Source organism: Tenacibaculum sp. DPLXC6, assembly GCF_056815515.1.
Genome location: NZ_CP141806.1, coordinates 2985252 through 2998906 on the forward strand (window position 1 = coordinate 2985252; position 13655 = coordinate 2998906).

General features: G+C 31.7%; 11 protein-coding genes. 5 read left to right on the top strand and 6 right to left on the bottom strand.

Features of this window, described 5'->3' with window-relative positions:
* Window positions 1–91: 91 nt before the first annotated feature.
* The 3 genes from VCM48_RS13610 to gyrB all read right to left on the bottom strand — a co-directional run bounded on the left by VCM48_RS13610 (window position 92) and on the right by gyrB (window position 4011).
* Window positions 92–847, bottom strand: a complete 756-nt coding sequence (locus VCM48_RS13610) for a hypothetical protein (RefSeq protein WP_274639251.1) — start codon at window positions 845–847, stop codon at window positions 92–94.
* 121 nt (window positions 848–968) lie between these two features.
* Window positions 969–1982, bottom strand: a complete 1014-nt coding sequence (locus tag VCM48_RS13615; RefSeq protein WP_482270862.1) for a DUF6588 family protein — start codon at window positions 1980–1982, stop codon at window positions 969–971.
* 91 nt (window positions 1983–2073) lie between these two features.
* Entirely contained in the window at window positions 2074–4011 is a 1938-nt protein-coding gene (gene gyrB, locus VCM48_RS13620) for a DNA topoisomerase (ATP-hydrolyzing) subunit B (protein WP_482270863.1), read from the bottom strand.
* A 429-nt stretch (window positions 4012–4440) separates the two neighbouring features.
* Here gyrB and VCM48_RS13625 point away from each other — a divergent pair, with 429 nt between their 5' ends.
* Complete coding sequence (locus tag VCM48_RS13625; RefSeq protein ID WP_482270864.1) at window positions 4441–5619, top strand: DUF3103 family protein; 1179 nt, start codon at window positions 4441–4443, stop codon at window positions 5617–5619.
* A gap of 72 nt (window positions 5620–5691) precedes the next feature.
* Here the strand turns inward: VCM48_RS13625 and VCM48_RS13630 are convergent, their stop codons facing one another.
* From VCM48_RS13630 to asnB, 3 genes are all read right to left on the bottom strand, one after another.
* Window positions 5692–6786 carry a helix-turn-helix domain-containing protein gene (locus VCM48_RS13630; protein ID WP_482270865.1) on the bottom strand — a complete coding sequence of 365 codons (1095 nt, stop codon included), beginning with the start codon at window positions 6784–6786 and terminating at the stop codon, window positions 5692–5694.
* 148 nt (window positions 6787–6934) lie between these two features.
* On the bottom strand, window positions 6935–7465 hold the full coding sequence (locus VCM48_RS13635; protein ID WP_482270866.1) for a hypothetical protein: 531 nt from the start codon (window positions 7463–7465) through the stop codon (window positions 6935–6937).
* 236 nt (window positions 7466–7701) lie between these two features.
* Window positions 7702–9363 (bottom strand): asparagine synthase B, encoded by a 1662-nt coding sequence (gene asnB, locus VCM48_RS13640; RefSeq protein ID WP_482270867.1) that lies wholly within the window; start codon window positions 9361–9363, stop codon window positions 7702–7704.
* A gap of 379 nt (window positions 9364–9742) precedes the next feature.
* Between asnB and VCM48_RS13645 the strand changes: the two genes are divergently transcribed.
* From VCM48_RS13645 to trpC, 4 genes are all read left to right on the top strand, one after another.
* The gene (locus VCM48_RS13645; protein ID WP_482270868.1) at window positions 9743–11134 is read left to right on the top strand and encodes an anthranilate synthase component I family protein; all 1392 of its coding nucleotides are present in this window, start codon (window positions 9743–9745) and stop codon (window positions 11132–11134) included.
* A 1-nt stretch (window position 11135) separates the two neighbouring features.
* A complete protein-coding gene (locus VCM48_RS13650; protein WP_482270869.1) occupies window positions 11136–11729 on the top strand; it encodes an anthranilate synthase component II in 594 nt (197 codons plus the stop codon).
* Window positions 11730–11739: 10 nt separating this feature from the next.
* Window positions 11740–12726, top strand: a complete 987-nt coding sequence (gene trpD / locus VCM48_RS13655) for an anthranilate phosphoribosyltransferase (protein WP_482270870.1) — start codon at window positions 11740–11742, stop codon at window positions 12724–12726.
* Window positions 12727–12865: 139 nt separating this feature from the next.
* Window positions 12866–13654 (top strand): indole-3-glycerol phosphate synthase TrpC, encoded by a 789-nt coding sequence (trpC, locus tag VCM48_RS13660; RefSeq protein WP_482270871.1) that lies wholly within the window; start codon window positions 12866–12868, stop codon window positions 13652–13654.
* Window position 13655 lies beyond the last annotated feature (1 nt).

Genomic DNA, 13655 nt, shown 5'->3' on the forward strand with positions numbered 1-13655 from the left:
AATCCGCACAAGATGCACAAAAATAGCGATTTGGCTATGGATATAAAAGAAAAACCCGTTGATATTTCAACGGGTTTTTGAATAAATGTTTTTATGCTTTTGATTTCATTTTAGTGTATTCTGAAATGTATTCACTAAAGTATCTCCATTTTAACTTCTTTTTTGGGTATTTCTTTTTAAACTCTTCACAGTCACCGAATAGGTTATCATAATTGTCTTTTAAATTCTTTTTTTGTAACCAAAAAATTTCATCATTTTTTTTAACATAATAAGATTTAGCTAATCCACCAGCGACACTTATAGGACCAATTCCAAGCCTTGTGGTTGATTTTGCCCTTGGATCACCATATACTTCAATATACTTAGCGAAAGCAGGGTTTACCAATTGCATTAAATATTCTTTACTTTTTTTTCGATTTTTAAGAGAAACTTTATTGTTTTGAAAATATATATATCCTTGTCTTAATACATCATTGTTAAGGTCAGAGCGTTCCCATTGTCTAGCATCATAAACATGGTTTAATGTTTTAAAAGCTTTTTGAATTCCACTAGGGTATAAATACATTTCTTTTATTTGGTCTGAATCGAATTTTAATTTTTTACCAGTTTCCTTATTCTTTATTTTGATGTAGTAAATTTGGCCTTTTTTTCTGTCTACATCTCTTTTGTGGCCTATAATTTCAGTACCGTCTTTTAAAGTGATGTAAGAAATTCTTTTTTCAGAATAATGTGTATAAACTTTACTGAATAAATCTTTTCCGTTTCCTGATTTTTCTTTTTCTTCTTCTTGACTATAGCTTAATATAGTAGTTAATAATAAAAAGAATGAAATAATTTTTGTTTTCATAACGCTTAAAAATTGAGAGGTTAAAATTTTATTAAAATAAAAATTAGGTGCGAATATAAACATTAAAAAAACCCTATTTAGATAAATAGGATTTTTTATTATGCATTTTATAAAGTGAGTCTTATCTAAAGCTAAAAGCAATACCTGCATTTAAAGTGTTTTGCTCTTGTAAAGTGTAGCTTCCAAAAATTTTAAAGAAGCCTAGGCTTAGTCGGGTACCTAGTGTAGCATTAAAACCACCTGTATTGTTTGAAAGAGATAGTGGGTCTTTGACAGTTTCTTGAACAGGAATAGAAGGTGTTGTATTTGTTTGGTATGTTAGTGTGTAATCACCTAATACGTTTAATTTTGTGTTACCTCCATTGTAACCTACTCCTCCATAAAAATTTATGATAGGTAAGTTCAAAGAAGCAATTGCTTGAATAGTGTAGGAGTTAAGCTTAAACTCAGTTAAACCATTATTTGTTGATACTTGCCCTGTTGCTGTACCTATTGTATAGTCAACACTCATATTGGTATAAGCAGCTAATAAAGATATATGTAAAGGTGTTTTATCCATAGGTCCAAACCAATCTGTAATTTCTTTTTTAAGACCAATACCAAATAAACCAGCTTTTACATCGTCTGAACCAACCTTAGGTACAAAACGTAACATAGCTTCTAATTTAAAAGGAAGTCCTAATCCAACTTGAACCATTGGAGAAGGTGTTATATCAAAAGATTCTCCTCCTGGCATTGTAAAATTAGCAGAAACATTTTGACCAGCAACAGTGCTGTTAAATGTTACGGTAGTTGCAGGGATACTTTCTTCTGCTGAAATAGAAGGAGATGTATTGTTTGAGTAAGTTGTTTTATTTGATAAACCTAATTTTGTTAAATCAAAGATGTCATCTTTAGAAGGGGCAAATGAACCACTAGCCCCTATAGTAATATCAAAACCAAATTTTTTATGAACTTTAGCTGTATGATACCAACCGCTATTAGAGCTGTATATTAAACCTTTCATTGTGGGGTTAATATATGCTTGTGTAAGTTTAGAAGCATCTTCTTTTGCTAATAAAATAGTTTCTAACTCCTGAGCTTTAAGACTAAAGCTTACCATTAAAGTTAAAAGAGGTAAAAGAATTTTTTTCATAATTATGAGGGTGTTGTTTTAAGGGGTAAAAATATAAAATAAAAAAAAGCTCAATAATATTATTGAGCTTTTTTAAAGTTAAGAAAATATTTTATGCATCAATATTAGCATACTTTGCATTCTTTTCTATGAAATCTCTACGTGGCGGAACTTCATCTCCCATTAACATAGAGAAAATTCTATCTGCTTCTGTTAAGTTCTCAATAGTAACTTGTCGTAATGTTCTAAACTCAGGGTTCATGGTAGTGTCCCATAATTGTTCTGCATTCATCTCTCCAAGACCTTTATAACGTTGAATAGTTACTGATCCACCCATTTTTTGAGCTATTAAATCACGTTGATTGTCATCCCATGCGTACTCACGTTTTTGTCCTTTTTTAACTAAATATAAAGGAGGAGTAGCGATGTAAATATACCCTTGTTCAACCATTTCACGCATGTAACGGAAGAAGAATGTTAAAATTAAAGTAGCAATGTGAGAACCATCAACATCGGCATCACACATAATAACTACTTTATGGTAACGTAACTTAGATAAGTTTAACTCGCGAGGATCGTCTTCTGTACCTATAGTAACTCCTAATGCGGTAAACATGTTTTTGATTTCTTCGTTTTCAAAAACTTTGTGTTGCATTGCTTTCTCTACATTTAAGATTTTACCTCTTAAAGGAAGAATTGCTTGAAAGTTACGATCACGCCCTTGTTTTGCAGTACCACCTGCCGAGTCACCCTCTACAAGGAAGATTTCACATTCTTTAGGGTCAGTTTCTGAACAGTCAGATAATTTACCAGGTAAACCACCAATACTCATTACTGTTTTACGTTGCACCATTTCACGAGCTTTACGTGCTGCATGACGTGCTTGTGCTGCTAAGATTACCTTTTGAACAATGGTTTTAGCGTCATTAGGGTTTTCCTCTAAGTAATCTGTTAACATTTCAGAAACTGCTTGTGATACAGCAGCACTTACTTCACGGTTACCTAACTTTGTTTTTGTTTGACCTTCGAATTGAGGTTCTGCTACTTTTACAGAAACAATTGCAGTAAGTCCTTCACGGAAATCATCACCAGCAATTTCGAATTTTACATTTTTAAGTAAACCAGACTCATCAGCATACTTTTTTAATGTATGTGTTAAACCACGGCGGAAACCTGATAAGTGTGTACCTCCTTCGTGTGTGTTAATGTTGTTTACGTATGAATGTAAGTTCTCAGCATATGAATCATTATAAACCATTGCAACTTCTACAGGGATGCCGTTTTTTTCACCTTCCATAGAAATTACATCTTGAATAATCTGAGTTCTTGTCCCATCTAAGAACTTAACAAATTCAGATAAACCTTCTTCAGAGTGAAATGTTTCAACAATATCATTACCTTCATCATCTTTATTACGTTTGTCTGTCAAAGTAATAGTAATACCCTTGTTTAAGTATGCTAACTCACGCATACGAGTAGCTAAGGTATCGTAGTTGTATTCGGTAGTTTGTTGGAAGATTGATCTGTCTGGTAAAAAAGTAACAATGGTTCCTGTAAAATCAGTATCACCAATAGTTTTTACTGGATATAAAGTCTTTCCTCGCTCATATTCTTGTTGCCAAATTTTCCCTTCTTTGTGTACGGTTGCAGTTAAATGGTCAGAAAGTGCATTAACACAAGAAACCCCAACACCGTGTAATCCTCCAGAAACTTTATAAGAGTCTTTGTCGAATTTACCACCAGCACCAATTTTGGTCATTACTACTTGTAGTGCAGAAACTCCTTCTTTTTTGTGGATTCCTACAGGAATACCACGTCCGTTATCTTTTACGGTGATTGAGTTGTCTTCATTGATGTCTACAGATATTTCATCACAGTGACCTGCTAAAGCTTCATCAATAGAGTTATCTACAACTTCGTATACTAAATGGTGTAAACCACGCACTCCAACATCTCCAATATACATGGAAGGACGCATACGTACATGCTCCATTCCTTCTAGTGCCTGAATACTATCGGCAGAATAATTATGTTTTTTTTCTTCGCTCATTATAAAGAGAGTTAAATTAAAATCTTTATCATAAAAAAATCGCTCGAAAGCGACTATTTGTATCATACAAATTTACAATTTTTAAACCTTAAAATAAAGTTTTTAAGAGGTTTTTGCTAGGATTTATCAACATTGCTTTGAAAAATAAAAAGCTCTTAAAAAGGCTAAAAACCTCCTTAAATTAAATTTTGGAGAAAACGGAGTAACTGTAGTAAATTTTTCTTTAGTAAAGTAGCTTACAGGTCTTTAAATACGTTTTTGTTAGCGGTAAGTTATTAAGTTATTTATTTAGTGTTAAAAAAATACATTTATATATGTATTTTATTTGGTTATGTTTTTTTTATGTAAAAAATTAACATTTTTTAAGTTTTTTATTGTGTTTTTTGTTAATATTGAATCTAGTATTAATAAATTTAAATTTTTTTAAAAATGAAAAACCCCCGAATTTTATTAGGAGCATTGTTTGTTTCAATGCTGTTTATGAGCTGTAACAATTCAGAAGAGTTAATTGGAAACTCTGAGAATATTGTTCAAGAAGAGTTATCAAACTCAGTAAACAAGAAAGAAATTACAATGCAGTTTATTGATTTGATGAAAAATCAAAGCTTTAAAGAAAAGACTCTTGAATTGTTGAATAATCAACAACCAAGTGTAGGTATGGCTAAAATTTTAGAACAGACTTCTGATTTTGTGAGTAATGAAGAATCGTATAAAAAACTAAGGTCTAAAACAACGATGTTGGAAGGTAGGGCATCTAAAGAAGATGCTCCAGAAAAGATAGAGATTTTAGAAGTTTGGATGCACAATGGAGAAAGGGTAGAAAATTTTTCTAATGTGTTGTTTTCTTTTGCTCCAGAAGGAGAAGAGGAAACTTGGAAAAGAGTTGAAGCTTATACGATAGATAAAGAAGTAGTTTATCTTGATCCAAAAGAAGCTCCTAGTCAAACAGTTATAGTTATAGAAACTGATGGTTTTGAAACTTTAAAAAGAGAGGTGATTTATATGAATAAGTACCTTCAAGAAAATGGAGTTCAAAATAACAGATTTTCAAACTCTTCATTAGATTTAAGTGCTAAATCTGCTAGAAATGTAGGGTTAGAAACTACAAAACTAGATAAAATAAGATTAAATGACGATGAAGAGCCATGGATTAGTGGTGCTGCTGAGGTATATGCAGTAACATCAGGGATTAAAGATGATCAAAATAATCCAGAAATAAAGGTAATACCTATGTATTATTTAGATCATGATGACACTGATTATTATCCAAATCAAATATTATTGTTTTGGGATGATTATCAATATCAAGCTGCAAATATTCAGCTGTTTGAAAAAGATGATAACACAAATTATAAAGATTTAGTTTCTGCTATTGTAAATGGAGTTTTTCAAATTATAGGAGCAGTTTCAACCCAGCCTTGGGTTAGTGTTTTAGGCCAAGTTGCAGGAGCTATACTTCAAGCCATGCCAGATAGTTGGTATACTAATAATGATGATTATGTAGATTCATTTTATACAATTGAAAAAAATAAGAGTTACTATAATTATTATGGTGCTAGAAGAAATGCTAAGGTAAACTTATCTCCTTTTTATGTTGCGCCAAATTAAAAAGTAAAGGATAAGTAAATGAAAGAGCATTCTGAATTTTCAGGGTGCTTTTTTTATTTTAAAATGTTTTGATTATGATAGTTGTATGTTGTGAGGAAAACCTAGAGAGTTTTTTTGTTTTGAAAGCTCTTTTGGAGACATGCCGAACTTTTTCTTAAAACAATTAGAAAAGTAAGAGTTGCTGTTAAAGCCTACATCTGTCGAAATTTGGCCTATAGCAGATGAACTCATTGTTATAGAGTCTATAGATTTTAAGAGTCTAAATTCTTTCAGTAGTTGGTTAATAGATTTTCCAGTAATGTCTTTACAGTTTCTGTACAGTTTAGTTTTAGACATCATCATTAAATTACAAATGTCAGAAACTTTAAATTTTGGTTTATGATAGTTTTTTGAAAGTATTTCTATTAATGACAATATAAAGGATTCTTTTTCGGGTGTTAGCCAGTAGATTTTTTTTAAGTTAGAAAGTGAAGGATGCATGTTTGTTGTTTTTGAAGAAATAATAAGTTGTTCTTTCTTTTTTATAAGGTAGAGTAGTTTTGTAAGCTTAGGAATTGTTTGAGTAAAGGTAGTTTCTTTATTGTTGTGTAATGATGTGTATAAAATGATTTTAGTGGAAGTGTTATCTGCTCTTTTATTTAGTTTATCTAATATAGAAACAGTGCAGCCTAAAGCATTTTTAAAAGAGTGAAATGAAGCTGTAATGTATTCATTGTCCTCTATTTGATTCCCTTTGTAAGAGGTGATTAAGTTTTGAATAATAGATTTTTTAAATGATATGGACTCAAGGGCTTTTGCTTTGTTTAGTAAGAATGTTTTTTTATTGAATGTTTTAGCTAAAAAAATAACTGAATGTTTTTTGGGAGGGTAGAATGACTTAGATTGTATTGCTTTAAGCTGCTGTACACTCTTTAAGAAAGCATAAACTAAATGGTTGTTAACTGAGGTAATTTTGTAGGGACGTAAATTAATAGATTTATAGTATAGTTTTTGTATTGATCTTTTATCAGAAGCTTTTATAAGGTAAAAAACACTATTTTTTTTACGGTCAATCCAACAGTTAATACATCTTTTAAGAAGAGTTTGTTGCAGTTTGGAATAAAAAGCAATAGCTAAGTCAATAGCAGTGCTGTTATTCGTTATATGTTGTATTAAATAAACCGACATATGTAAAGTTAATAAATAGTAACTTGAAAAGTTGCTAGCTTTAAAGGAAAGAAGGAAAATCCCAAATAAAAGGGGAAAAACACTAAAAAAAAGTATTTTACAATTTAGTAAAATACTTTTTTATGTCGTTATAAAGGAAACTTATTTCTTAATGAATATTACCATCATAATCTAATTTTAAATTTTTTCGTTTTCCGTCTTTTCTAATTTGAACTTTAAATACTTTTTTTGATTTACTGTTGTTTCTGTAGGTAACAAGGTAAACATCTTTATGTATTATCCAGCCAGGATACTTGTTTAAAATAGCTGTTCTCACTACTTTAGGTAGTAGTATGTTCTTATAACGTTCAATAGAACTCATAATTTTACCATTAGAGTCGTAAGTAGCTGTTATTAGTCCAGTTGTTCCTCCTTCTTTTTTTGTTCTGAAAATAACTTCATAAGCTTCAAACTCTCTATCAAAAATAGGGTCTTCTGTAATGTCATATCTAGCGGCTTCATTTTCTAGATTTTTGACTAGTTCAGGTGTGTCCTTGTGTTGAACTTCGTTAAGATAGCTTAGGTTTAAAGGTTTAATGGTAACGGGCTCTAAAATAATATTTTTAGCGACTCCATTACTTTGGGAATGTACCAGGCTGGTTAGACCTAGGAAAAGTAAACCAAATACAAATTTCTTCATAATACTAAGTTTTAGTGGTTGTTAAATAAAACGAGGAGTATGAGTAATAATTCGGTTTTGAGGAAGAACAAAATTACTGTCAAAAAAATAAAAGTGTTATCAAAATTGTTCTTATTACTATAAAAAATGATTCAGAGAATTTAGTTTAACAAAGTTTTAAGTTTTTGTATAAAAAAATCCCGCAAAAAGCGAGATTTTATTCACAACTAAAATTTGAAAAAAACTAAGAATTTTTCTTAGTATGCGTCTTCATGTACAGCTTTTATAGCTCTACCAGAAGGTTCGTTTTGATTTTGAAAACTTTTATCCCAGGCTAATGCAGTAGGTGTACTACATGCAATTGAAGGAACAGACGGTACTGTTAAAGCAGCTGTTTCACTAGGAAAATGTTCTTCAAATATTGAACGATAATAATATTCTTCTTTTGCTATTGGTGTTTGGATGGGAAAACGATGTGAAGCATTTGCCATCATTTCATCAGTAACAGCAGCTTCAACAACTTCTTTTAAGGTATCAATCCAGTTGTAGCCAACACCGTCAGAGAACTGCTCTTTTTGTCTCCAAGCTACTTCTTTAGGTAAGTAACTTTCAAAGGCTTTTCGTAATACCCATTTTTCCATGCGCTCACCGTTAATCATCTTGTCTTCTGGATTAATACGCATTGCAACATCCATGAACTCTTTATCTAAGAATGGAACACGACCTTCAATTCCCCAAGCCATTAAGCTTTTGTTAGCACGTAAACAATCGTATTGATATAGCTTATCTAATTTTCTAACTGTTTCTTTGTGAAATTCTTCTGAGTTTGGAGCTTTATGGAAGTATAAGTATCCTCCAAAAAGTTCATCAGCACCTTCACCAGATAGTACCATTTTTATTCCCATAGATTTAATAACACGTGCCATTAAATACATAGGTGTAGAAGCACGAACTGTAGTTATATCGTAGGTTTCTAAGTTGTAAATTACATCACGAATGGCGTCTAAACCTTCTTGAATGGTAAAAGTGATTTCATGATGAATAGTGTCAATATATTCAGAAACTTTTTTAGCAGCAGCTAAATCAGGAGATCCTTCTAAACCAATAGAGAATGAGTGTAATTGAGGGTACCAAGCAGCATCTTTATCACCAGATTCTACACGTTTAGCAGCATATTTTTTAGCAATAGCAGAGGTAATAGAAGAATCTAAGCCTCCAGATAATAATACTCCATAAGGGACATCGCTCATTAATTGACGATGTACAGCAGCTTCTAACGCATCACGAACTTCATCAATAGAAGTTTGGTTGTCTTTAACAGCTTCATATTCCATCCAGTCACGAGAATACCATTTTTGTAAACCATCTTCACGTGTGTAATAATGACCCGGAGGAAATACTTCAATTTTGTTACAAACTCCTTCTAAAGCTTTTAATTCAGAAGCTACATAGAAAGTACCATGCATGTCCCATCCCATGTATAAAGGAATGATTCCCATGTGATCTCGAGCTACTAGATATTCGTCGGTTATAGAATCGTATACGGCAAAACCAAAAATTCCGTTCAAATCATCCAAAAACTCCACACCTTTTTCTTTATAAAGTGCAAGAATCACCTCACAGTCAGATTTTGTTAAGAACTCATGTTGTTCTTTAAGTTGTTTTCTTATTTCTTTATGATTGTATATTTCTCCATTAGCAGCTAAAACAAATCTACGGTCATGGCTAAATAGAGGCTGTTGTCCAGAGGCAGGGTCAACAATTGCTAATCGCTCATGTGCCATAATTGTCTTTTCATCACTATAAATCCCGCTCCAATCTGGACCTCTATGGCGAATTTTTTTAGCCATTTCTAATAATTGAGGTCTCAGTTTATCTGAAGGTTGTTTTAAATCAAACGCACATACAATTCCACACATAATAATATTTTTTAATTCTATTCTTTTTGGTTTATTTCTGGTACAAATAACAGAGGAATGTTTTTTAATTGTAAGGTAAAAATTAAATATAATTATAAATTAAAACTATAAATGTTGTTTTTGTGTTAAAATGAAACTTGTTGTTGCTAGTTTGCTCAAATAAGCTTACTGTTTTTTAGTTGTAATAAATAATTTGAAAGAAAAGTTTGTAAAATCAAAATCACTTTATACATTTGTAGCATAATGATGAATCAACAATTAAATAACTGGTGGTGGAAAACTCATAACTTACGTTAGTGAGACCATACTGTTATATCTATAATACAACGAAAAGGCTTATCTCATGATAAGCCTTTTTTGTTTTTACAAATTAAATGAAATGAAAAAAATTACTTTTAAAACAATAGCAAAAAAACAATTGGCAGATATGGTTACGCCAGTTAGCTTGTATTTAAGAACAAGAGATAAATATGCAAATAGTTTGCTGTTAGAAAGTTCAGATTATCATAGTAAAGAAAATAGCTATTCATTTTTATGTATAGAACCTTTAGTAATAATCAAAGCTGAAAATGATCAGTTAGTATTGTCTTACCAAAAAGAAGAATTAGAAAGAGTAGCTATTCAAAGAGATTTTTATGAGAAGTTTGATGCCTATAGTAATGTTATTTCGGTAGAATGTTCAGAGGAGATTAAATCATTTAATGGATTGTATGGTTATACTACTTTTGATGCTGTACAATATTTTGAAACTATTCGATTTAGTTCTAAAAAAGCACCTTCTGAAATTCCATTATTACAATATAGTTTTTTTCGATTTATAGTAGCAATCAATCATTTTAAGAACGAAATGATATTGATAGAAAATATTCCTGAAGGAGAAGAGTCTAGATTATCAGAAATTGAAAATTTGGTAAATTCTCAATCTTTTGCAAAATACGACTTTGCTTTTCAAGGGGAAGAAACTTCGAATATAACAGATGAAGAATTTAAGGAAAGTGTAACCAAAGCAAAGGAACATTGTAAAAGAGGAGATGTTTTTCAATTAGTATTGTCACGTCAATTTCAGCAACAGTTTAAAGGTGATGAATTTAATGTATATAGAGCATTACGTTCTATAAACCCTTCACCTTATTTATTCTATTTTGATTACGGAAGTTTTAAGTTAATGGGGTCTTCACCAGAAGCACAAATTAAAATAGAAGAAGGTCAGGCAATTATTAACCCAATTGCGGGAACTTTTAGGAGAACTGGAGATGATGAGAAAGATAGGGAGTTGGCTAAAGAATTAGCAAACGACCCAAAAGAAAATGCTGAACATGTAATGTTGGTGGATTTAGCCAGAAATGATTTAAGCAAGCATGCTACTAATGTAACGGTTGAAACTTATAAAGAAGTGCAGTATTTTAGTCATGTAATTCATTTAGTTTCTACAGTAACAGGAAAGATTACAGGAAATCCGATAGAAATTGTAGGCGATACATTTCCTGCAGGAACGCTAAGTGGAGCACCTAAATATAAAGCGATGGAGTTGATTGATAGGTATGAAAATCAAACTCGTGGGTTTTATGGAGGTTGTGTTGGATTTATCGGGTTGAACGGGAATGTAAATCAAGCCATAGCAATTCGTTCTTTTGTAAGTAAGAATAATACTTTATTTTATCAAGCAGGTGCAGGAATTGTTATCAATTCAAAAGAAGAAAACGAACTACAAGAAGTAAATAACAAATTAGCAGCACTAAAAAAAGCATTAGTGTTGGCAGAAAACATATAAGATGGATATACTAATTTTAGATAACTACGATTCATTTACCTACAACCTGGTACATTATGTAGAAGATATCACAGGGAAGTTACCTGATGTATATCGTAACGACGAAATTTCAGTAGAAGAAATTAAAAAATACGATGCTATTATTCTGTCACCAGGACCAGGAATTCCTGATGAAGCAGGTATATTAAAGGAAACTATACAAACCTATGCAGGTAAAACTCCAATTTTTGGTGTGTGTTTGGGCTTACAAGCAATTACTGAAGTTTTTGGTGGGGAGTTAGAAAACTTAAACGATGTATTTCATGGAGTTGCTACTGAAATGAAAGTGACTAAAAAAGACACTACAACCTTTAAAGGTATTCCAGAAACATTTGAAGCAGCACGCTATCATTCTTGGATAGCTTCTCATACTAATTTTCCAGAGGAACTTGAAGTAACTGCAATTGATGAAGACGGAAGTATTATGGCGTTACGCCATAAAGAGTTTGCTATTGAAGCAGTACAGTTTCATCCAGAAAGTATTTTAACTCCAGAAGGAAAAAAGATGATTCAGAATTTTATTGATCTGGCGAAAAGCCAAAAACCAAAAGCTTAAAGCTATTCACATGAAAAAAATACTAAACACCTTATTTGAACAAAAACGATTAACGAAAGAACAATCTAAAGAAGTGTTGATGAACATTGCTCAAGAAAAATACAATGCTTCACAAATAGCTGCATTTATTACAGTGTTTTTAATGCGTCCAGTTTCAGTTGATGAATTGTCAGGGTTTAGAGAAGCTTTGTTGGAATTAGCAATAAAAGTGGATTTATCAGATTTTAACACCATTGATTTATGTGGAACAGGAGGTGATGGAAAAAACACGTTTAACATTTCAACATTAACCTCATTTATCGTAGCAGGAACAGGACATAAAGTGGCTAAACATGGGAACTATGGAGTTTCTTCAGCTTCAGGATCTTCTAATATGCTGGAGTTTTTAGGGTATAATTTTACGAATGACGAAACTACTTTGAAACGACAGTTAGAAGAAGCGAACATTTGTTTTTTACACGCCCCATTATTTCATCCAGCGATGAAAGTAGTGGCTCCCATCCGAAGAGAATTAGGAGTAAAAACATTTTTTAACATGTTAGGACCGTTGGTAAATCCAAGTCGACCACAAAACCAGTTGGTAGGCGTGTTCAATTTAGAAGTGGCCAGAGTATACAATTATATGTTACAGCTATCAAATGTGAATTATGGGGTGGTACACGCACTAGACGGGTATGATGAAATTTCACTCACAGGAGATTTTAAATTATTTACAAAAGAAGCAGAGCAACAAGTTTCCCCGTCCGATTTAGGACAACAACAAATTGCACCATCTGCCATTTTTGGAGGAAACACAGTGAAAGAAGCTGCCGAAATATTTGTGAATATTATAAATGGAAAAGGAACTGAAGCACAAAACAATGTGGTATTAACCAATGCTGCTTTTGCTTTAAAAACCTTTGATAAAGAGAAGAGTTTTGAAACTGCTTTTGAAGAAGCAAAAGAATCTTTATTAGGGTTAAAAGCGAAAGAATCGTTAGAGAAATTAGTAAACTAAGACTGAAGAGTGTCAGTTCGATTGAATTTATAAGGAACGAATAAATTAGTACTGAGAACAAGTATTTCTCGATACAATTTCCTACTAAAGTAGAAAATCACTCGAAATGACAAAATATTAAAAAATCATAATTGATTATATGACAATACTAGATAAAATAATAGCCTTTAAAAAACAAGAAGTAGCAAAAATAAAAGCTGAGGTTGCAGTTAAAAAACTGGTGGAGAGTCCAAATTTTAAAAGACAACCAATCTCGTTAAAAAAATCATTGTTAGAGCCATATTCAACAGGAATTATAGCCGAGTTTAAACGTCAATCACCTTCCAAAGGAATTATCAACGATAAGTCAACAGTTGCTGAAGTAACCAACGGGTATTTAGATGCCAATGTAGCAGCGCAATCTATTTTAACCGATACTTCTTTCTTCGGAGGAACCATGGCAGATTTGATGGAAGCGAGAGTTACTAACCAACAAAAACCAATTTTGAGAAAAGACTTTATTGTTGACGGATTTCAAATCGTGGAAGCAAAAGCTATTGGAGCCGATATTGTTTTGTTAATAGCTACTTGTTTAACAGTACAAGAATTAAAAAACTATGGACAATTAGCAAATGATTTAGGTTTAGAGGTATTGTACGAAGTACATACCCAAGAAGATTTAGATAAAATTGGAGATTTAGACAATAAAATTATAGGAATTAACAATAGAAACTTAAAAACATTTGAAGTTGATTTAGAACATTCTATCAACTTAGCAAATCAAATTCCTGATACTGTTGTGAAGGTTTCTGAAAGTGGAATTTCTGATCCAAGAATTATTACGGGGTTAAAAGAACATGGTTTTCATGGTTTTTTAATAGGAGAAAATTTTATGAAAACAGATAACCCTGGACAAGCCTGTCAAGAATTTATCGATCAAATTAGATAAT

Excerpts from the sequence above, each read along its gene's own strand:
- VCM48_RS13610 (WP_274639251.1), bottom strand. The coding sequence starts at position 847 with ATGAAAACAAAAATTATTTCATTCTTTTTATTATTAACTACTATATTA.
- VCM48_RS13645 (WP_482270868.1), top strand. The coding sequence starts at position 9,743 with ATGAAAAAAATTACTTTTAAAACAATAGCAAAAAAACAATTGGCAGAT.
- gyrB (WP_482270863.1), bottom strand. The coding sequence starts at position 4,011 with ATGAGCGAAGAAAAAAAACATAATTATTCTGCCGATAGTATTCAGGCA.
- trpD (WP_482270870.1), top strand. The coding sequence starts at position 11,740 with ATGAAAAAAATACTAAACACCTTATTTGAACAAAAACGATTAACGAAA.
- VCM48_RS13630 (WP_482270865.1), bottom strand. The coding sequence starts at position 6,786 with ATGTCGGTTTATTTAATACAACATATAACGAATAACAGCACTGCTATT.
- VCM48_RS13650 (WP_482270869.1), top strand. The coding sequence starts at position 11,136 with ATGGATATACTAATTTTAGATAACTACGATTCATTTACCTACAACCTG.
- VCM48_RS13625 (WP_482270864.1), top strand. The coding sequence starts at position 4,441 with ATGAAAAACCCCCGAATTTTATTAGGAGCATTGTTTGTTTCAATGCTG.
- VCM48_RS13635 (WP_482270866.1), bottom strand. The coding sequence starts at position 7,465 with ATGAAGAAATTTGTATTTGGTTTACTTTTCCTAGGTCTAACCAGCCTG.
- VCM48_RS13615 (WP_482270862.1), bottom strand. The coding sequence starts at position 1,982 with ATGAAAAAAATTCTTTTACCTCTTTTAACTTTAATGGTAAGCTTTAGT.
- asnB (WP_482270867.1), bottom strand. The coding sequence starts at position 9,363 with ATGTGTGGAATTGTATGTGCGTTTGATTTAAAACAACCTTCAGATAAA.
- trpC (WP_482270871.1), top strand. The coding sequence starts at position 12,866 with ATGACAATACTAGATAAAATAATAGCCTTTAAAAAACAAGAAGTAGCA.